This is a genomic window from Acinetobacter sp. ANC 4173 (assembly GCF_004331255.1).
Taxonomy (GTDB): Bacteria; Pseudomonadota; Gammaproteobacteria; order Pseudomonadales; family Moraxellaceae; genus Acinetobacter.
In genome coordinates this window covers 253,483-273,597 of record NZ_SJOF01000002.1, presented here as the reverse complement: position 1 = coordinate 273,597, position 20,115 = coordinate 253,483, and the positions used below count along the sequence as shown (strand labels likewise).

Below are 20,115 nucleotides of genomic sequence, written 5' to 3'. Positions count from 1 at the left end.
ATCAATCATCATTTATGGGACTTTATTTCATTGTCTATATATCGTGAAAATTCCCCAAATTTTCCCCAGCCTGATATAAGCCATTATTTTTAAATAAGATGCGCTGAATTTGACATCGTAGAGGTCTCCAGTTCGAGTCTGGATATGCCTACCAAATATAGCTGTTAATTCAGCAACTTAAAGCCCACTTCAAAAGTGGGCTTTTTGTTTTCGGGGAACTTTCGGGGAATGGCGTAATTCCCCAATGTGGAAAACTCGCCTATTTAAATTTAAAAACGATGACTAACGGTAGCTAAAGAAATAACTACTTGGACATCTATTCTTAATGATACAGAACCCTATTTCTCATATCTTTTATATACACAGATGAAATCTGGAAAATTTAATTTTTCAGGATAATCTTTTCTCATAAAATTTTCATGAATACTGTGATTAGAAAAATGAGAGATAATTTCAGTTCCTATTTCAGGAGCTATTTCACTCCAATACTCTGAAATTTCACCATCAAAAATCATTGTTAAATAAATTATTTTATTAGATATCTTTACATATACAGCTCTTAATTCATGCGTTGTATAGCCAAGTAAAGCATTTTGTACTGCTAACCTAAGTGTTAATAGATCTTCATTCATAACTTAATCATATTAAAGATGGTTCTTTATTATTAAAGAATTTCGGTCACTTTAACATAATGGTGGTTATACGAAATTTAAAAAATACAGTAAAAATAGTAGCTTGAGACTCAAATTTTAAAATTTCGTATAACGTGCATTATGTTAATTGTAGAAATATTAAAAAATTAGTAGATTGCTAAAGGTTTTTTACTTCATTAAAAGCAATGAAAAATATATTAGAACAAGCTTTTCCTATTCAGCAAATAGAAGCTATTAAAATTTTATTAATTGACATCAATGTAGCAGGGCAAAGAATGGTCTGCTTGAATGGAGATATTTTAGAAATTCCGTATAGAATTTATAATGATCTTCCTAATTTTTCAAAGCTTAATAGTTTATCCACTCAAGAGCTTTCGATAATTTACTGTCTTTATTCTAGACACTCTGATGGTTATATCCGTCAAGAAATGGTTAAAAAACTTATAGAAATCGAATTTCAAGACTTTATGATCCCTTATGTATTTTTGTTAGTTGGCGAATATGTCGTAGAAATCATCAATGATATATATCCATTTATTGAAAAAAATAAAGAATTTTTTATTGAATTTATAAGTAATAATCATGAGCTTACAAATCTAACCTATCAAAGAATGGTAAGTTATTGGAACGAATATTATAGACATAGCCGATATAAGTACTTGAACGATTACCCTGGTAAAAGAATTTTCAACCTATTTGATCCCATTTAACATAATGGCGATTATACAAATTTTTAAATTGGGTTAAATGTACCAAAGCTGATGATCCATGTAATGAAAGCATCAGCTTTATTGGTATGACTAACGATAGCTAATCCGCTCTGGTTTAGGCGCTTCATGTCCTTCTAAATAGTGGTCGGTCATCTTCACAGTTGCATGTCCAACCAGTGCTTGTGCGTACTTCTTCCCATACTTCTGTGTAATGTTATAAATACCCAAAGCGCGTAAGTCATGTAGCGATGGTCGTTGGTTTGGTTCCAAATGATCATACGCTCCAGACAAGTCCCGATACTTCTTAAACTGCTTGGTAATATGATCTTCCGTTACTGCAAAAGGATGTAGTTTCGCATTACGGATTTGCTCGGTTAATGACTAATGATGAAATTTTAATGCATGAAACCCCAAAACCATCTCAATTTCACACAGAATGGAATGGTACTGAATGGATAGACCTTCGTACAGAAGATGAAAAGCTTGCCTATAACCGCTCTCAATATCCAAGCCTCACGCGCTACCAATTCTTGCGTTGTCTGTTAGAAAATGGATTTAAAGCAGGTGATATTGAAGCCCAAATTCAAACAAACGAAGATGAATTTAGCCGTGAACTCGCACTCCTAGGTTTTAAAGAAGCGACTAATTTTGTGCGTACAGATGACAGCATGATTGCTATGCAAACTGTTCTTGGTTTAAGTGATGAAAAGCTTGATGAGCTTTGGGAGTATGCCTTGGCTCTATAGAATTAAAATTTTGTAAGTTTCAAGAGCGTATTTTATTTATGATAAAATAATTTCAACCAGTTATCTTATTTATTTTTCTATGAAAATTTTACGTTCTTTTAGAAAACGAAAACTTAGTATTCAAAATCTTTTTTTTAAATACATACTTTTATCAAATATGAATTACGTGAAATCTAATAATAAAAAGATTCACTTAAACTGGGAAGAAAACCAAAAAAAAATTAATAAAATTTTAAGTGAAATTAAAGTAAGTGGCGAGAGTTTTGCAGACGTAAGTTTGATTTTGAATCGTAATATACCTAAATTAGCTTGGTGTGTGAAAATAGCAGAATCGAGTATTAATATTAATTATGGTTCAGGTGTTGTTTGTCATTCCAAAGGAATTGTAGAGGGTGTTTGGCAGGGAGAGTTTAATAATTTTGATTACGTAAATTCTGAGCATATTTTTGGATCGGGTCTAACTGTAGAGAATAAAAAACTCATAATCACGCCTCCATCTCATATGTACGAGTGTATTTTTTTAATAAAGAATAAAGTAGTGAATGAGGTAATAATTTCAAATTCACTAGCATATTGTTTATCGTTTTTTAAAAATGACATCAAAAATGAAGATGAAATTTTTGAAGATATTAGAAAAAATAATGACAAACAAACTAAATTGGGCGTGTTTGGTTTTGAGCCTTTAATTTATGAGCACGATAGCTTTAACTTGTTTGCACTGTACTATCATAATTTTTCTATATCTCCTACAGGTGTTGAATTAGAATCAAGATTACATGAAAAAAATTATGCAAATTTTGAATCCTACAAGAACTTTTTAGAAGATACATTAAGTTCTTTAATTAAGAATGGGGAGAGTCAGAATAGAGTCAAACAGTTGAAAAATTTTTCAACGCTAAGCAAGGGGTACGATAGTCCAGCAGTGACATGTTTATTAAAAGATGTTGCAGATTTTGACTGCGCAACAATAAATGTTGAAGTAAATGGTCTAAATGACTCTGGGCTCGAAATCGCTGAAAAACTAGGGATTAATTGTATCTCATGTGAGCATCCAGTAGGCTCAAGTATTCAGAATTTGGGTGATATTGAATATTCAACAGATTTAGCAGAACTTTCTAATGATTTTTTTGCTACGCAAGGCTTAGGAGATGATTCAGTATTTTTGTCTTTTGATAAACACTTAGATGATAAAATCATATTTACTGGTGCACTAGGAGATACTATTTGGGGGGCTACTAGTCAACCACCAAATGGTATTCCTGTTAGGGTTTTATATGGGAAAAGTTTGACTGAGTATCGACTCAAGAAAGGATTTGCTCATATCCCTGTTCCGACTATTGGCGCTATTTTCCCAATAAGCATTTATAGATTAAATTTCTTAAGTGATATGAAACCTTATTCAATAAAGGGTAATTATAATAGACCTATCGCTAGACGCATTGTTGAAAGTGCAGGAGTTCCACGAGGAATGTTTGCAACAGAAAAGAATGCAACCAATCCGCATATCACCAATACTGAAAAATTGAAGAAAAGAGCTTTTTATGAAGTTTTCAAGGATTATGATTTCAAGTAATTCGCAATAGTGAATAATGAAAACTGCTGATTAAATCGTAAAAATGAACCAAAATCTTAAACTGAGATTGCGGTGCATGAGCGATATTTTTTTACATGGGATTCAAAACGTCACGGTAGATGATGGTTCGCGCCCCATTACTACAGTGCGAAGTTCGACCATTGGAATCATTGGGTCGGCTCCACATGCTGATCCTCTATTTTTCTCTTAAATAAACCTGTACTGATTGCAGGCTCTCGACTTGAGGCAGCCAAACTGGGCGAGACTGGTACTTTACCTCAAGCCATTGATTCTATTTTTGATCAAATTGGCGCCGTGTTGGTTATAGTCCGCATTGAAGAAGGCGAAACAGAGGCTGCGACGTTAGCCGAAGTAAAACAGCGCACTGAAACGCGCATGGTGAAACTATGGGATTAATACCATGCTTTTCTGTGATTGCGAATGGTGCAGATATCACAACATTGATTGCAGACCTGTATGAGTCGATCTCAATTACAGATGGAACAGGCTATGAGTCAGATACCTGTGAGATTTCGCTTATAGATGATCCGATCAAGCCGATTGAGTTACCTAAAAAAGGTGCTGAATTAAGAATCTCTATGGGCTATGACTATGACATGACGGCTATGGGGTTATTTATTGTTAGTGAAATATCGTTATCTGGTCCACCTGAAAAAATGGTGATTCGTGGCCGTGCGCTGCCACAATTGACCAGTAAAAGCGGAATGACTTCATTGTCCTCGCAAAAAACACGTTCATGGCCAAAAGGTACGACTATCTCTGCTGTCGTGACTAAGATCGCAAGAGAACATGCTCTAGAGCCTATTGTGAGTAATTCAGTGTCGTCCTTGAAGCTTCCTCATTTTGACCAGTCTGATGAGTCGGATATAAACTTTATAATGCGTATCGCCAAAAGATATGATGTGGTGTGTAAGCCTGCAGGTGGAAAGTTACTATTCGTAAAGCGCGGTGAAATTGAATTACCAAGTTTAACTTTAGCGAAACAGCAGGTGAGTGATTGGGAAATGACGTCCAGTACAAGTGATAGTGTCGGGACCGCGATCGCATATTGGCATGATAAAAAGGGCGCCAAAAAGCATGAGGTGAAAGTTGGTGACGGGGAGCCAGTCAAAAGACTCAGGCACATCTATCAGGATGCTAAAAGCGCGCAATCAGCTGCTCAAGCATCTTTAGATCAATCGCGCCGTGGTGAAGAGCGGTTAAGTTTAAATTTACCAGGGAATCCTGAAATTTCGGCCGAGAAGCCGCTCACACTTGTGGGATTTCGCGAGGGGATTGCTGGAGATTGGATTATTGAGCAAGCCACACACAGCATTGATAAATTGGTTGGATTTAAGACAAGTATTGAGGCTGTGAAAAGTTTGAATGGTGAGTAGTCACAGTAAACTTGCTCTCTAGCTACACCTTATACGAAATGCTTGAACTTTTCTTATACGCATTAATATCTTATTTGAAACCATGATAGGGTTCAGCGCACTGTCATGGTTTCCTTTTATTTTTCCCAAAAGAAAAGGGGATAATAAATTATCCCCCTTCAGTTGTTACGAACTCTTAGAAGTTGTAACGAATACCTAATGAATAGTCATGTGAAGTTAGGTCAGCTGTACTCTTTAAGTTAAAATTACCTAGATCAACACTGCTGTTATTGAATTCGATTTCGCCAGCATCTACATATCGGTAAGCTAAATCAAGAGCAACATTTTCAGTTACTTTATATGCTACGCCAGCACCCGCTGACCAAGTGAAACTGTTGCTTGTATCCGTTAGTCCTAAGTCTTCTCCAAAATTATAAACAGGGTTTAAGTCTTGCTCATTCTTAATACGAGTTACACCCGCACCCACGCTTAAGTATGGTGTAAATTTAGATTTATTTTTAAAGTCATAGTAAGCATTGAACATCAACGACTGAGTACGAAGCTCATTGACAAAGAAACCAGGGGTTCCATTAGGTACATCTATGCTATCGCTGATATCACCTGATTGGAATGAAACTTTGTTTAACTCTGGGCTAAATTTAACGTTGTCTTTGTATGTGTATTCCAATTCAGCACGGGCATTTACGTTGCTGATTTTGCTGAAATCAAAACCGATAGCAGCAGAGATATTTGGATAGACGGTTTCGTCAGCATCATCATAATGTAAAGTTTGTGTGATATTAGAATCAGAGAGTTGATCTTCGCTATTGTCAAATTTTGTATCGCTGATGCCCGCTTTAAGTGATGTATAGAAGCCATTGTCAGCATAAGCTAAGCTTGAAAATGAAATAGCTGTGACTAAGAGTAGTTGTTTCATGATGTAACTCCAGTGTAATTATTATGTAAATACTATCGTATTTTTTATGTACTGCTATTGCATTTTGTTACATATTTAGTCTCATTACTTCAAATTTTTGTGATTTTTTTCTAATAATTTTTATTTAGTGAGATGTGAAAAAATTAGAGCGCCGTGAGGTGCTTTATCTTTTCACTATCTTTCGAATTAGGCAAAACCTGTGTATATCCGTTATGTCTTGTCCCATAAAGAATATGACAAAGGTCATTGGAAGGAAGATGAGTATGAACGCGATAATTAAACAGGCCGTTGTCCACTGGCACTACGTTGCACCATTGCTAAGCAAGCCAGATAATGAAGATGCCTTTAAAAAAGAGTGAAGTTCGAGAAGGAATTAATGGATCGTGGATAATTGAGCAAGTGACTTATTTTATGAATAAGTCACTTAGTTTTGGATGATAAAATAAGTTTTGTAGAGTAGTAGCCAAGGTTGTGAGTACCTTAATTATTAAAAAATTATATGTGGTTGTGACATTTAGCAGGTGAGTTTTTATCCTTGGAACCAAACCAACTCTTACCACTTTGTTGTTTGCAATTGTGCATTCCGACACTATGATTAATAACTTTCCCTCCACAGTTTGATTTGTTATAACAAACACCTTTTGGTCCATTTGCATGAGCGATTGGTGTGTTTAAAATAAATACAGATAATAAAATAGAATTAAATAATACTTTCATGATATCGCCTCTAATATAATTACTTGCGGCCATGACGTTTTTGGTAAGCATTGCATTGATCAATTAATCTGTTGCATAAAGTAATCATTTCATCTTTAAGGCTAGTGTCAAACTCAACCAATGAATCAATGGTTCTAGAAGTTGTTTCTAGGTCACTTATAGATTGTATTTCATCTTTAATTGTTTGTTTTGCACCACCTATATTAGATTTAGTGTTCTCAACTTTTTTGTTTAATTCTTCGAAGAATTTTTTAACTCCTTCAAGTTGTTTTTTAAGTTCAGGAATTAATTTACCTTCTAAAACACCTGAAGCGATTGAATAAGATATGATTAAGCCAAAAGGTCCAAGTATTGCTCCAGCAGCTGCACCTCCATATGCTTTTTTTCTAAGATCATCGATTCTGCGATTGAAATATGCACTTTTGGTGTCAAAATCGCTATCTAAGCGTACTCCTAGGCTCGTAAGCTTTCCTGTAAGTTGGTTAAATGATTCGGAACTTTTATTTAAATTTTCTATAGAATCCTCGATATTCTTAATTCCTATAGTGATTACCTGTTTTAGAATTGCACGTTGTGCATCTAGATTGGTGCCAGCATCAAGATTCTTTATATATATAGGAACTAAATTTAAAGTGATTCCGCACCATTTATAAATACATTGTGTGGAGTTGAAATAAGCATCTTGTGAATCTAATAATAATGTCTTTGCTTGACCGACTAAATCGGCTGCTTCATTGGAATAATCTGATTTAAACCGTTCAATTTCTTTGCATGTTTCGATATAGCTATCCCAAGGGATGAGATTATCAATAACTTTATTATAAACATCTAAGGCCTTTTCAACACTTTCTATTGCATCTTTTGCAAACTCACTAATTGCCATAGGGTCTACTGGGTTTACTGAAGTATTCATTTTTAATCTCATTATTAAGTATCGAGAGTTATTAATATAAATCATGTGTTGAAAAAAGGTTTTTTTAAGTGTTACTAAATTAAATTTTTATTGGTATTTTTTGGTTTAAAAGAAATGTTTTGAGCCGTTATTTTTGATTTTAATTTTATTTGTGATGGGTTTGTCATATTTTTTGTTTAAATTTATTTAATTAAGTTTTTAAAATTAAAGTGTTTTTATATAAATAATTTTATTTCCCAGAATTAAATTATAGAAATCATATTGTTTGATTTATTTTTAAGATTTTTTATTAATTTAAATGTATTTATATTATACCTTATAATGATTTTTTAAATGATATTGGACTATATGAATGAATAGTCACCAAAATTCTAGACAGACCTAACCATCTTTTGATGGGCTTTTTCATAATCTAATGGAGAACGCTGATCATTGGAACCATGCCGTCGTTTTGAATTGTAGAACATCTCAATATATTCAAAGATATCAGACCTAGCTTCAGTTCTTGATGCATATATTTTCTTCTTAATTCGTTCCCACTTTAATAGCTGGAAGAAGCTTCCTGCAACAGCATTGTCATGGCAATTCTCTACGACTCATACTACTTTCAAGATTATGATGCTTGAGAAATGTCTGCCATTCATGGCTGGTGTATTGGCTGCCTTGGTCAGAATGGATCAAGACTTTGTTCTTTGGGTTTCTTCGCCACAAAGCCATCAATAATGCATCTAAAACCAGATCTGTCGTGATTCTGGATTTCATAGACCAGCCAACAACAAGACGTGAAAACAGGTCAATCACAACTGAAAGATACAACCATCCTTCATGAATATGGAATAGGTAATATCTGTCACCCACAGCTGGTTGGGATGAGTTGGATTAAATCGTCGGTCTAAAGTGTTTGCTGCCACGACAGCTGGAGTGCCAGCATGAGCTCTATGTTTGCGATAGCCACGCTGTGATTGAAGACCATTCGCCTTCATGAGCCGATATACTCGATTGATACCACAATTTTCACCAACATCTTTCAAATCACAGTGAATCTTGCGATAACCGTAGACTCCGCCAGATTCCAGCCAGAATTGTTTAATCAATCCTGAAAGCTGTTGCTGCTTCTTCACAGTTTTACTGGTGGGTTGCTTTGACCATGCATAATAACCACTGTGATGAACATCCAGAGTTGAACATAAACGACGGACAGGCCGTAGTGCTGATTGTCCTGAATAAAGGCATACCTCATTTGGACTGGCTTGCGAAGTACACCGCGGCCTTTGTTAATATGTCTCTTTCTTCAGTGACCCTTTGCAGATCTTTTTTTAACTTTGCCAATTCTGCACTTGGATCAGTAGATTCTGTTGTTCTGGGCTGTTGAGGATCATAGCGTTTAATCCAGACATACAAACTATGTGTAGTCGTACCTAAACGTGTTGCGACATCAGCAACACTATGAGCTTTCTCTGTGACCTGTTTTACTGCTTCAATTTTGAATTTTTCAGGGTTAAGCACCTCGTTAATTAGCCATTTTATCTAACTAAAAGGTGTCTACAAAATCGGTGGCTATTTAACCTAGGCAGCGTGGTAGTAATGGGTTCGTATCCGTCATGGTCTACAGTAAAAGAGACTAACCGTTCTAGAATTTACTCATCAAATAATGAGCATCATCAAAAGCCCGACGATATGAGTAAATAAATTGGATTTGTAAGAGGGGATACTACAAATCACAAGACATGATTTGAGTCGAAAACTGAGTAAAAGTCACATAAATAAATCATCAAAAAGACCAGTCGCTCTAAATATATAAAGTAAAATTATGCTTTCAAACTAGTATTTCTATAATTAGACCGAATAGTAAAATTTAATAAACAAAATGAAACAATATCTGTTCAGGCTGAGAGGAGTTTTTCTTTACAGGCCAATGTCAAAATGCTAATAATCATAATGATTTATCTAGAATAAATTAATCACTTAAAGGAGACCTAAAGTGATGAATAGAATAGATTTAAAATTAATAAAAAATGGTACAGGAGAGGAGTTAGTTTTAAAATATTGTATCGTTCAGTCAATAATGATTACTAGTAAAGACATCAAAATACCAGTTGAAGAGGGAGATTTTCTTCACCATTCATTGCCCGATGGAATTGTTGAAAAATACGTAATAGATGAAGTGATTTCAAATAAGTATACAAATCCGCATTACGAAATTTATGTTTCAAAACTGAATTAAATTAATTATTTAAACTACTCATAATGCTCAGATGATGGAAATTATCTGAGCATTATTTTTTGAAAGAAGAATTCTAAAAAACCATAACTGAGCTGGTTGAATTTTTCTCATATGAAATGTTCACAAGAAGTCTTTAAAGAAACCTTTTTGTAAGAGGGGATGCGACAAATCTTCAAGAATGATCTGAGCGAGGAAAACGGAGTAATAAGTACAAAAGCAAAAAACGGCAATTCTTGGCTTCATATTTCTCACCTTTAGATGAAGTAAGGATCAAAAACATGAGTCATAACAATACTCAATATTAGTTAAGTTTCTAGGCGTAACAATGGAAGCTATAAACTTAAAAACCAGAAAGTTTTGTGAAAATATTCTGCACTTTCACTTTAATTGTAATAGTCTTGATGGTGACAAACATACTGCTAAATATAGGTTTATTTTATGTGGGGGTGTAAGAATGATGAGAAAACTAGCTAAAAATAAGCAATTACGTATTTTGGCCGTATATACAGTTGCCTAATATTTTACTTGGAGTTTTGATCACTCAACTTGCTTCTGTTTTTTTAAGCTATTGATATTTAAAAATTTGCTAAGTTTCAAAGGAAGTTACAAGCAAATAAATCAAGAACTAATTGATCGTCGTATAATATTAAAAATTATTGGCTAATGATTGGAGAATAAAAATGACAACGAACAAATTACACTGGTACATGGTTAACTTGAATTTTTTACAAGATAGCAATCCAATTCCTAAGAATCATGTTGTGTTCCTTCCAATGGAGGAGAAATATGAAAACATTAATGCAGCCATGGTGAAGCATTTTTCGATGCTGGGAAAAGATTGGCTAGAGAGTAATGGGCATCCACAAATTATGGACATATTCGCAACGTGTATTACTTATTTAGGGTTAATGTCTAATGAAGAGTTTTATGCGGAATAATTTATATCATAGAGATTGTTTTAATTTGACGATCTCTAAATCTCTCTTGTAATGAGCATGTTGAATGTGTTCATTCGCTGAGTTGTATTGTATTTGGACCTCATCTGAGAAGAGTATTTCTTTAATTTCGCAGTTTAAAAAGTCGAAAGTATTCGCTGTTTTTCGGTGTTTATATAGTCTTAAACACAATATCGTGTGCAGCCATCGATATATCTGTACTGTATCGGGATTCATTTGAATTCTATCGCCTGATAGTGAACGTTCATGACGAATGAAAATTACTTTATGACAGAGTTTTTTAATCGGTTTGACTTAGTGAGTGGATAGTACCTTATGGATAGTCACTAAGAACAATGAGACTTGATACAGTCTCATCAACTCTGTTAAACGTCGAGTACCAAGATTTCTAGCCGGGCGCATTTCTAATATTAAGGCTTCTGGTTCCGCATTGACTTGAGTATTTAGAGATTTTAAAGGATATTCACTCTAGGGACTTAATCCATCAAGACCTTGCGCAGAATATTGTTTTCAGGCCCTTGCGTAACATTGGTCTAGAAATATACATCTCCGGTAAACTAGATCTGTATTTGTGGTTTCTTTAAATAATTTAACTCATACAAGTCGCAATTGTATTTCTGTGTTCATAAACACCAATGATATTGAAAGGATGGCTATGAATCAAACATATAAGAATAATACTAACTTTCAAAAAGCCATATTTTCATAGAAATATCTACATATATGCTAACTGAATGCAGCTACTCGGTAATCTTAGCATTCCTAATATTATCAACATTTTTATTTATTAAATGTCTGACTATATTTTTGAACATTATCCCTTGAATAAAACTAAGTTGTTGCTGATGTTGGTTATAAAAATCATCAGGGCTATCAAATATTCCAAAATCTTGATTAATCCCTTTATCCTGAATATATGTATGACTTAAATTCCAGTCTATAGGCGGATTTGCAAAATTCTGTGTAAAGACACCAAATCCACAAAAAGTATTTGAAGAGCTTTTATACATTTTTTGGAGATTTGTTAAGTACGCTTTATCCAGAATTACTCCTTCTAAAATAAACCAATTTTCATTGATATAGACTTCCACCCAACTATGCAGAATATTTTGGGGAGATAGCATGTACCAAATACCGTCTATAGCCCCTTTTTGTAAGCTTTTATTGATGGTGAAGCCATGTAATCGGGTCGGAATTTTGACGGCTCTTAATAAAGCCATCAATAAAGTCGCTTTAGTATTACATTGACCGTAACCATCATTCAAAACAGCGGAGGCTGGAATTGAGTCCTTTAAATTATAGCCAAATTGAATCTCATCTCTAACAAAGTTATAAATCTGCTTCACTTGTTCAATATTATTCAACTTGCACCACTTTTTTTCTTGAATTAAATTTTTGATTGATGGGTGGTTATAATCAAGTAGTGGTGTTTCTTTAAGATATTTTTCCATGATTTATATTTTCAATTTGAAGTTGGTGATTAGATTAAAAACTATAGAGTAAGTCTAAAGTCAAGATTAAGCAGTACAATACTTCTTTGCCAACTAGATATATTCAAACATGAGTCTATTTAAGAAATTAATGTTTTTAACAATATGTACCCGTATATTGCCACTTCTAAAGGATTTAACTTTTTTGGACGGGGGGAGGGGGAGTCAGGTCAGAAACAATATGATAGTCAGCTTATACTATTGTTAGAATAAGTACTAAATAGAGCATTTAGAGTTTGTATTTGCTAAATTGAATTATGTTTCTTCAGTTTTTGAAGATTACATAATTCTGACTCAAATCCGTTCAGTGAATGTTTCGTAAACAATATATGAAGATCCATAATCAGATTTTTATGAGAGAAATATAAACAGAGTTTATTGGAAGAATTAAGCTATTGAATAATAATGCATAAATAAATTGTTGCTAACCTTAAAATCAAGTTAAGCGAGCACAATTTTGCAGTTAGAAGTTGCTGGCGCAATACATCGTGTATGAATGTAGTAAATTACAAAATTATTTTTAAGTAATTGAAAAATATAAATTTAAACTAAGTTTGTTCTATTGGTCTGAAACAAAGTGAACCAGAAAAAAATATAGTGTATATTTTACCAATAATTAAAAAATTATTTGATTATAATGAAAAAGTTCCTTATACCTGTGTTTCTATTGTTAGTCTGTATCTTAGGATTGAGTGTATATTACGAATCTGAGAGCAGGCAGAAGCAAAAAATTGACCGTTTGATAAATGAAGCGCACAGTTCGTTACAGCAAATTGAGGCTGATGCTCAATCAAAAAATATTTTTAGAAAAAAAGATCAATAGCAGTATGAATTCTTTTTTGTAATTAAAGATTTAAATTTACTTGCATCTCATTTTTTAGGCGTAGCCTATGGCATGCGTAAATTCTAGAAACAACGTGAAAATCAATATGTTATAATCCACGCCGAATTTAAAGAAATGTTTATGTTTTTTATTTAAGCTATTGATTTAAAAAGTATAAGTGTTAAGGCTGCATAATATATGCAGCTTTTTTCGTTTACTTATATGAGGAAGCCTTATGTTTGGCAACGACAGTTTCCTTGTTTAGCTTAAAAAAAGGCATTGGATATTTGGCATACCCATTGCTTTAAATTTCGAGAATCAAATGGCAAAAAGTTTAATTTTTAGCCCAATTCGGAATTTTGGTATAATGTTTTTTTACAGGGGCTAGGTCATGACGACTCCTAATCCATCTTCAGAAAACGTACTTGAACGCTTATTTAAACTAAGCGAAAACAAGACGACTTTTCGTACTGAAGTTCTTGCAGGTGTAACCACATTTTTAACCATGTGCTACATCATTATTGTTAATCCAATGATTTTATCCGAAACAGGGATGGATCATGGAGCTGTCTTTGTCGCAACATGTCTCGCTGCAGCGATTGGCTGTTTAGTGATGGGGATTATTGCGAACTATCCAATTGCTTTAGCACCTGGTATGGGACTTAACGCCTACTTTACCTATTCTGTTTGTATGGGGATGGGTGTGCCGTGGCAAACCGCTTTGGCAGCAGTATTTGTTTCTGGTTTAGTTTTTATTGCCATTAGCATGTTTAAAATCCGTGAAGCGATTGTCAATGCAATTCCAATGTCGCTTAAGTTTGCGATTGGCGGTGGTATTGGTTTGTTCCTAGCGCTGATTGCGTTAAAGAACTCAGGCATTATTGTTGATAATCCAGCAACACTGGTTGGTTTAGGTGATCTTAAGCAACCGACAGTACTGTTGACGTTGTTTGGATTCTTAATGATTGTGGTACTCCACCAGTTTAAAGTACGTGGTGCGATTATTATCAGTATTTTAGTGCTGACAGCAATTTCTACCATGATGGGGTTAAGCGAATTCAAAGGTGTTGTAGGAGAAATTCCTTCAATTGCACCAACATTCTTACAGATGGATTTTGAAGGCTTATTTACCGCAAGTTTAGTGGGTGTCATTTTTGTCTTCTTCTTGGTGGACTTATTTGACTCAACAGGTACATTAGTAGGTGTTGCGCATCGTGCTGGCTTACTTCAAGATGGTAAATTACCTCGCTTGAAAAAAGCATTATTTGCTGACTCAACCGCTATTGTTGCAGGTGCTGCATTAGGTACGTCATCAACCACGCCTTATATTGAATCTTCAGCAGGGGTAGCAGCAGGTGGTCGTACAGGTCTTACAGCTGTTGTGGTTGGTATTTTATTTATCTTGTGTTTGTTTTTAGCTCCATTGGCACAATCTGTACCTGGTTTTGCAACAGCTCCTGCATTGTTATTTGTGGGTGTGTTGATGATTCAGGGGATTACCCATATTGAATGGGATGATATTACTGAAGCTGTACCTGCATTCCTAACTATCGTATTTATGCCATTTTCATACTCAATTGCAGATGGTATTGCGATGGGCTTTATTAGCTATGCGTTAATTAAATTATGTACAGGCAAAGCATCAACTGTTCCTTATATGGTTTGGATTGTTGCAGTGCTTTGGGCAATTAAATTTACATTTTTTGGTGGTTAATACCCACACCAATGTTAAGGGTGTAAACTTGTTTACACCCTTTTTTCTTTTTAAGGATAAGGTATGAATCAACTTGAGCTCATCCGTGCTTTACCAAAAGCAGAATTACACGTTCATATTGAAGGGACTTTTGAGCCTGAACTGATGTTTGCAATTGCACAACGTAATCAGATTGAAATTCCTTACAAATCAGTTGAAGAAGTCAAGCAAGCCTATAACTTTCATAACCTGCAATCCTTCCTTGATATTTATTATGCGGGTGCAAACGTACTGGTGCATGAGCAGGATTTCTATGATTTGGCTTGGGCATATTTCGAAAAGTGTCATGAAGATCGTGTCATGCATACAGAAATGTTCTTTGACCCACAAACGCATACCGATCGAGGTGTTGCATTTGAAACCGTAATTAATGGTTTACAGCGTGCCTGTGATGATGCTCAGTCGAAATATGGTATTAGTTCACGTTTAATTATGTGTTTCTTGCGCCATTTAAGTGAAGAAGCTGCATTTGAAACATTGGCACAAGCCATGCCATTTAAAGATCAAATTATTGGTGTTGGGCTGGACTCTAGTGAAGTGGGACATCCACCTGCAAAATTTGAACGTGTCTTTGCCAAAGCACGTGAAGCAGGTTTCTTGGTCGTTGCACATGCGGGTGAAGAAGGTCCAGCAGAATATGTATGGGAAGCTTTAGACTTACTTAAAGTGAATCGTATTGATCATGGTGTACGCTCAGAAGAAGATCCTACTTTAATGCAACGCTTAATTGCTGAAAAAATGCCGTTAACGGTTTGTCCACTCAGTAATTTAAAGTTATGCGTGGTCGATGATATGACGCAGCATAATATCCGTCGTTTATTGCAACAAGGCGTGCATGTCACAGTAAATTCAGATGATCCATCTTATTTTGGTGGTTATATGAATGATAATTTTATTGCGATTACAGAAGCACTGTCTTTATCAAATGATGAATTGAAAAAGTTGGCTCAAAATTCTTTTGAAGCGTCATTTATTAGCGATGCTGAAAAGCAAAAAAGGATTGCTGAAATTCAAAGTTTGTAATTCTGATAAAGATAAAAAACCGCACAATATTGTGCGGTTTTTTATGATTTCGTTTTATTTAGGTTGGCGCGTCATACTGGTGAGCACACCATCTTTATCAATAAAGTGGTGCTTTAATGCAGCAACAATATGGCCTACAACCAATAAACCTGCTGCCCAAGATAGATAGATGTGTAACGGTTTTACAATTTCCAACACATCATAGTTTTCTTCTAGAAGGCGAGGAATCTCAAACATATATAAAACAGGTGCGGGATGACCTGCGCTCCAACTGAATAAACACCCCGTGATTGGCAAGGCAAGTAACATTAGGTAGAGCGCTAAATGCCCAAGATGTGCCAATACCTTCATTGTTGGAGACATACTGTCAGGTAGTGAAGGGGCTGGATGCGTATAACGCCATAAAATACGGATCATGACCAAAAAGATAATGGTCGTAGCAATATTTTTGTGTAAGGTGATGACGTCACCTTTGAAACTTCCATCAGTCTCATAGCTTAAAAAGTTCCCACTATAGAAACCAATGATCCAAGCGACAATAAAAATAATCGCCATGATCCAGTGTAAGACTTGTGCAGTGCGCGTGTAATAGGGGGATGTATTTTTCATAAAGTATGAGTGAATAGGCTGAATAATTTTTATAATCTTACTGAAGTTAAAATTACAAAAAAATGCAAATTCTGCAACGATGCGTATATTTGTTGCAACGCTGATGTTATTTGATGGGTTTTGTTGCTAAATTGCACAACCAATTGATGATTAAGTCAATCAGGGCTTTTTATTTACTGGTGTTACGGCACAATAGCGCTACTTTAAATGAATCATCAAGGTAATATTGTGAAAAAAAGATTAGCTGCATTGGCACCTGTTATTTTAGTACTTACTGCTTGTGCTACCACAGAAACAGCAACAACTACTGCGACAACAACTCAGCAAGTAGGAATGGCAGCAATCAAAATTGCAATCAATTCAAAATGCGTGACAGAATTAAATAACACTCCTGCTTGGAAAAAGGCTACACAGCTGATGACTGCTGAGCAAAAGCAAAATGTTCAAACAGATATTTGTGGTTGTGTGAGCGAAAAGGCACCACAAAATGTGACGACTGTAGATTTGGCTACAGCTGCTATCGACCCTGCGGCACGTACAACGATTGTGAATAACGTTGTGACGAAGACCATTCAAAGTTGTGTAAGTGAAGCAGTAAATAAATAATCTGAAAAGCTAGGAATCTCCTAGCTTTTTTATTGCAATACTTTTTGTGCTTTATCTTATTTTATATTGTTCAAAATAATAAATAACCTATAAATCTATTTGCGTAAAACAAAGGTTAAATAATAATGAAAAAATATAAATTTTTAATGTGTTTAATTGGGGGTATTGATGCTCTGTGTATGTGTATCTTCAGCATTATCTGATTCAGAATCAGATGGTATTTCTGTGATTCGAAGGGCATCAAACTAAAAATGTACGGAGCATATTGAAAATAATCTAATGTGGATTTTAAGCAGTAAACCTTTGTCTAAAGATCAAAAACAAAAGAAAAAACGTGAAGTATGCCAATGTGTGGGAGACAATACGCCGAAAATGTTCTCTAAAGAGTAATTGGCTTGAGCGGCTATAGATCCAAAAGCTAAAGATGCTTATTCGACATTGGCTGCAAAAAAAACTTCTGCAACATGTGCTTCTGAAATGTTAAAATAAATACATTGAATATATGATTAATTCTAAGATGGCTGATTTTTCAGCCATTTTTTATGAGAGTAAGACATGCGAGTAGCGGGTGTGGATGAAGCAGGGCGTGGCCCTTTAGTTGGATCGGTCGTAGCTGCGGCTGTGATTCTTGACCCGAATAATCCAATTGAAGGGCTAAATGATTCTAAGAAACTCACAGAGAAAAAGCGTGAGAAATTATTTGTAGAGATTCAAGAAAAAGCATTGGCATGGGCCATTGCAGAAGCAAGTCACGAAGAAATTGATGACATTAATATTCTACAAGCATCATTGTTGGCAATGCGTCGTGCAGTGGAGGCATTACAAATCAGGCCAGAGCATGTCTTGGTGGACGGAAATAAAATTCCTCAAGGTTTAAGCATGAGTTGTGATGCTGTAGTTGGAGGGGATGCATTGCATGCAGAAATTTCTGCGGCCAGTATCTTAGCTAAAGTCACACGTGATCGAGACATGGTCGCTTTAGATCAGAAATACCCACAGTACGGTTTCGCCAAACATAAAGGTTATCCAACCAAAGCGCATTTTGAAGCTATTGCGATACATGGGGTGATTGCGGAACATCGTCGTAGTTATGCACCAGTAAAAAAAGCCTTGGCACAATTTGATTAGGCTAGAAAAATTTAAAGCGGCTTAGAAAAGCCGCTTTAGGAGATAACGTTTAATTTTAACGATTAAAGTTATTCTGGGAGTAATTATCTTCTTCAAAAGAAGGTTGATAATCTTGATCGATATGTTGAAGGTGTTCGTGCATCGCACGTTCATGTTGAATGCGTTGATAAATTTCTTCGCGATGAACTGATACTTCTTTTGGAGCATTTACGCCAATACGAACTTGATTGCCTTTAACACCAAGCACAGTAACACTGACTTGATCCCCAATCATTAATGTTTCTCCGACACGACGGGTCAGAATCAGCATGTTTATCTCCTTGCAAAATGCTAAACCTGCATTGATTAAAAAGTTAAAAAAACACAACCTTGGTTATAAAGAAAATTTTAACAGAACTTATAAAGACAAATAGGTGGGTATTTATAGAATTCTGTTGAAATTTACTAAAACGCTTCTGGGCTAATATAACAGAGCCACCATAGAAAAAACTATAGTGGCTCTGTATTTTTATGGAATTTTAAAGATAATTGTCTTACAAAAGACAATTATCTTTTAAGCGCGTGCGCTTGACTCACCATGTTCACGGTCTAGACCAAATGCGGTGTGTAAACAACGCACAGCAAGTTCTAAATAGTTTTCTTCAATAAGCACAGAAATTTTAATTTCTGATGTTGAAATCATTAAAATATTAATGCTTTCATCTGCCAAGGCTGTGAACATTTTGCTCGCAACACCTGCATGTGAACGCATACCTACACCAACGATTGAGACTTTAACAATATCATCACGAGTAACAACTTCACAGCCTTCAATGCTGCTCGCTGTTTGCTCTAAAATTGCTTTTGCTTTTGCTAAGTCAGTACGATTTACGGTAAAAGTAAAATCTGTTGTGCCATCTTCTTCTACGTTTTGGATAATCATATCCACTTCGATATTGGCATTGCTGATTGGCAATAAGATTTTAGATGCAATTCCTGGTTCATCAGGAACACCCAAGATAGTGAGTTTTGCTTCGTCACGGTTAAATGCAATACCTGCGATGATTGGTTGTTCCATATCGTCTTCTGCCTCAGTCGTAATTAATGTGCCTACGTTTTGCTTGAAATCTTCATCAAATGCACCATCATCATCATTATCAAAGCTTGATAATACGCGCAGTGGAACTTGATATTTACCTGCGAATTCAACAGAGCGGATTTGTAAAACTTTTGAACCTAAAGATGCCATTTCTAGCATTTCTTCAAAAGAGATACGGTCAACTTTTTTCGCTTTCGGTGCAACGCGTGGGTCAGTGGTATAAACACCATCTACATCGGTGTAGATTTGGCATTCATCTGCTTTCAGCGCAGCTGCCAGTGCTACCCCAGAAGTATCTGAGCCACCACGGCCTAAAGTTGTAGTATTGCCATCGGCATCAAAGCCTTGGAAACCAGCAACCACAATGACACGACCTGCATCTAAGTGTTTAGTCATTACGTCGGTATCAATCGATTCAATACGTGCTTTGGTAAACGCACTGTCCGTTTTAATACCAACTTGACGACCCGTGAGTGACTTAGCTTCAACACCAATTGAATTGAGCGCCATCGCTAACATGGAAATCGTTACCTGTTCACCCGTTGAAACCATTTGGTCAAGTTCGCGTGGGTCAGGGGTGTCCGTAATGGCTTTCGCGAGAGCTAATAAGCGGTTTGTTTCACCACTCATTGCTGATACTACAACCACTACCTTGTGGCCGTGGTCATGCCAGCGCTTCACACGACGAGCAACATTTAAAATGCGCTCGGGGGTACCCATAGAAGTACCGCCATATTTTTGAACGATTAATGCCATAGTTGTTCCATATAAGCCATGACCCTGAAGTGCCAATCAGGGTC

At 35.5% G+C, this 20,115-nt stretch carries 20 protein-coding genes and 1 pseudogene; 11 read left to right on the top strand and 10 right to left on the bottom strand.

The annotated features are described in order from the left end of the window. Nucleotides 1-338: 338 nt before the first annotated feature. Nucleotides 339-632 carry a hypothetical protein gene (locus E0H94_RS03680; protein WP_131325179.1) on the bottom strand — a complete coding sequence of 98 codons (294 nt, stop codon included), beginning with the start codon at nucleotides 630-632 and terminating at the stop codon, nucleotides 339-341. A 206-nt stretch (nucleotides 633-838) separates the two neighbouring features. Between E0H94_RS03680 and E0H94_RS03675 the strand changes: the two genes are divergently transcribed. Further along, entirely contained in the window at nucleotides 839-1,363 is a 525-nt protein-coding gene (locus E0H94_RS03675) for a hypothetical protein (protein ID WP_131325178.1), read from the top strand. 90 nt (nucleotides 1,364-1,453) lie between these two features. Here E0H94_RS03675 and E0H94_RS03670 read toward each other — a convergent pair whose 3' ends face one another. Further along, complete coding sequence (locus E0H94_RS03670; RefSeq protein WP_227548540.1) at nucleotides 1,454-1,654, bottom strand: hypothetical protein; 201 nt, start codon at nucleotides 1,652-1,654, stop codon at nucleotides 1,454-1,456. Between the two features lie 86 nt (nucleotides 1,655-1,740). Here E0H94_RS03670 and E0H94_RS03665 point away from each other — a divergent pair, with 86 nt between their 5' ends. The 4 genes from E0H94_RS03665 (at nucleotide 1,741) to E0H94_RS03655 (ending at nucleotide 5,079) form a co-directional block, all read left to right on the top strand. After that, nucleotides 1,741-2,109, top strand: coding sequence for a hypothetical protein (locus tag E0H94_RS03665; RefSeq protein WP_131325177.1), 369 nt, complete (start codon nucleotides 1,741-1,743; stop codon nucleotides 2,107-2,109). Nucleotides 2,110-2,188: 79 nt separating this feature from the next. Next, a complete protein-coding gene (locus tag E0H94_RS03660) occupies nucleotides 2,189-3,682 on the top strand; it encodes a hypothetical protein (protein WP_131325176.1) in 1,494 nt (497 codons plus the stop codon). 76 nt (nucleotides 3,683-3,758) lie between these two features. After that, complete coding sequence (locus E0H94_RS18865; protein ID WP_264757538.1) at nucleotides 3,759-3,893, top strand: hypothetical protein; 135 nt, start codon at nucleotides 3,759-3,761, stop codon at nucleotides 3,891-3,893. 196 nt (nucleotides 3,894-4,089) lie between these two features. Continuing rightward, nucleotides 4,090-5,079, top strand: a complete 990-nt coding sequence (locus tag E0H94_RS03655; protein WP_131325175.1) for a phage late control D family protein — start codon at nucleotides 4,090-4,092, stop codon at nucleotides 5,077-5,079. A gap of 175 nt (nucleotides 5,080-5,254) precedes the next feature. Here E0H94_RS03655 and E0H94_RS03650 read toward each other — a convergent pair whose 3' ends face one another. From E0H94_RS03650 to E0H94_RS03630, 4 genes and pseudogenes are all read right to left on the bottom strand, one after another. Then, a complete protein-coding gene (locus E0H94_RS03650; protein ID WP_131325174.1) occupies nucleotides 5,255-5,995 on the bottom strand; it encodes an outer membrane protein in 741 nt (246 codons plus the stop codon). Between the two features lie 495 nt (nucleotides 5,996-6,490). Next, complete coding sequence (locus E0H94_RS03640) at nucleotides 6,491-6,712, bottom strand: hypothetical protein (RefSeq protein WP_131325173.1); 222 nt, start codon at nucleotides 6,710-6,712, stop codon at nucleotides 6,491-6,493. A gap of 19 nt (nucleotides 6,713-6,731) precedes the next feature. Further along, nucleotides 6,732-7,625: a hemolysin E gene (locus E0H94_RS03635; protein WP_165495579.1), complete on the bottom strand. Its 894-nt coding sequence runs from the start codon at nucleotides 7,623-7,625 to the stop codon at nucleotides 6,732-6,734. 371 nt (nucleotides 7,626-7,996) lie between these two features. Next, nucleotides 7,997-9,140 (bottom strand): annotated as a pseudogene (locus E0H94_RS03630) (IS3 family transposase). 469 nt (nucleotides 9,141-9,609) lie between these two features. Here E0H94_RS03630 and E0H94_RS03625 point away from each other — a divergent pair. After that, nucleotides 9,610-9,849, top strand: coding sequence for a hypothetical protein (locus tag E0H94_RS03625; RefSeq protein ID WP_227548539.1), 240 nt, complete (start codon nucleotides 9,610-9,612; stop codon nucleotides 9,847-9,849). 680 nt (nucleotides 9,850-10,529) lie between these two features. Beyond that, nucleotides 10,530-10,787, top strand: coding sequence for a hypothetical protein (locus E0H94_RS03620; protein ID WP_131325170.1), 258 nt, complete (start codon nucleotides 10,530-10,532; stop codon nucleotides 10,785-10,787). A 758-nt stretch (nucleotides 10,788-11,545) separates the two neighbouring features. Here E0H94_RS03620 and E0H94_RS03615 read toward each other — a convergent pair. Further along, entirely contained in the window at nucleotides 11,546-12,256 is a 711-nt protein-coding gene (locus E0H94_RS03615; protein ID WP_131325169.1) for a transglutaminase-like domain-containing protein, read from the bottom strand. Between the two features lie 1,253 nt (nucleotides 12,257-13,509). On the opposite strand from E0H94_RS03615, the gene E0H94_RS03610 reads away from it, so the two are divergent. Together E0H94_RS03610 and E0H94_RS03605 are read left to right on the top strand one after the other, a co-directional pair. Further along, the gene (locus E0H94_RS03610; RefSeq protein ID WP_131325168.1) at nucleotides 13,510-14,832 is read left to right on the top strand and encodes an NCS2 family permease; all 1,323 of its coding nucleotides are present in this window, start codon (nucleotides 13,510-13,512) and stop codon (nucleotides 14,830-14,832) included. Between the two features lie 63 nt (nucleotides 14,833-14,895). After that, nucleotides 14,896-15,894, top strand: coding sequence for an adenosine deaminase (locus tag E0H94_RS03605; RefSeq protein WP_131325167.1), 999 nt, complete (start codon nucleotides 14,896-14,898; stop codon nucleotides 15,892-15,894). Between the two features lie 54 nt (nucleotides 15,895-15,948). Here E0H94_RS03605 and E0H94_RS03600 read toward each other — a convergent pair whose 3' ends face one another. Beyond that, on the bottom strand, nucleotides 15,949-16,503 hold the full coding sequence (locus tag E0H94_RS03600) for a cytochrome b (protein WP_131325166.1): 555 nt from the start codon (nucleotides 16,501-16,503) through the stop codon (nucleotides 15,949-15,951). Between the two features lie 228 nt (nucleotides 16,504-16,731). Here E0H94_RS03600 and E0H94_RS03595 point away from each other — a divergent pair, with 228 nt between their 5' ends. Together E0H94_RS03595 and rnhB are read left to right on the top strand one after the other, a co-directional pair. Further along, on the top strand, nucleotides 16,732-17,109 hold the full coding sequence (locus E0H94_RS03595) for a hypothetical protein (RefSeq protein WP_131325360.1): 378 nt from the start codon (nucleotides 16,732-16,734) through the stop codon (nucleotides 17,107-17,109). A gap of 555 nt (nucleotides 17,110-17,664) precedes the next feature. After that, complete coding sequence (rnhB, locus tag E0H94_RS03585; protein ID WP_131325165.1) at nucleotides 17,665-18,237, top strand: ribonuclease HII; 573 nt, start codon at nucleotides 17,665-17,667, stop codon at nucleotides 18,235-18,237. Between the two features lie 55 nt (nucleotides 18,238-18,292). Here rnhB and csrA read toward each other — a convergent pair whose 3' ends face one another. Both csrA and E0H94_RS03575 read right to left on the bottom strand, forming a co-directional pair. Continuing rightward, on the bottom strand, nucleotides 18,293-18,547 hold the full coding sequence (gene csrA, locus E0H94_RS03580; protein WP_116763239.1) for a carbon storage regulator CsrA: 255 nt from the start codon (nucleotides 18,545-18,547) through the stop codon (nucleotides 18,293-18,295). A 243-nt stretch (nucleotides 18,548-18,790) separates the two neighbouring features. Further along, complete coding sequence (locus E0H94_RS03575) at nucleotides 18,791-20,071, bottom strand: aspartate kinase (RefSeq protein ID WP_131325164.1); 1,281 nt, start codon at nucleotides 20,069-20,071, stop codon at nucleotides 18,791-18,793. Nucleotides 20,072-20,115: the final 44 nt, after the last annotated feature.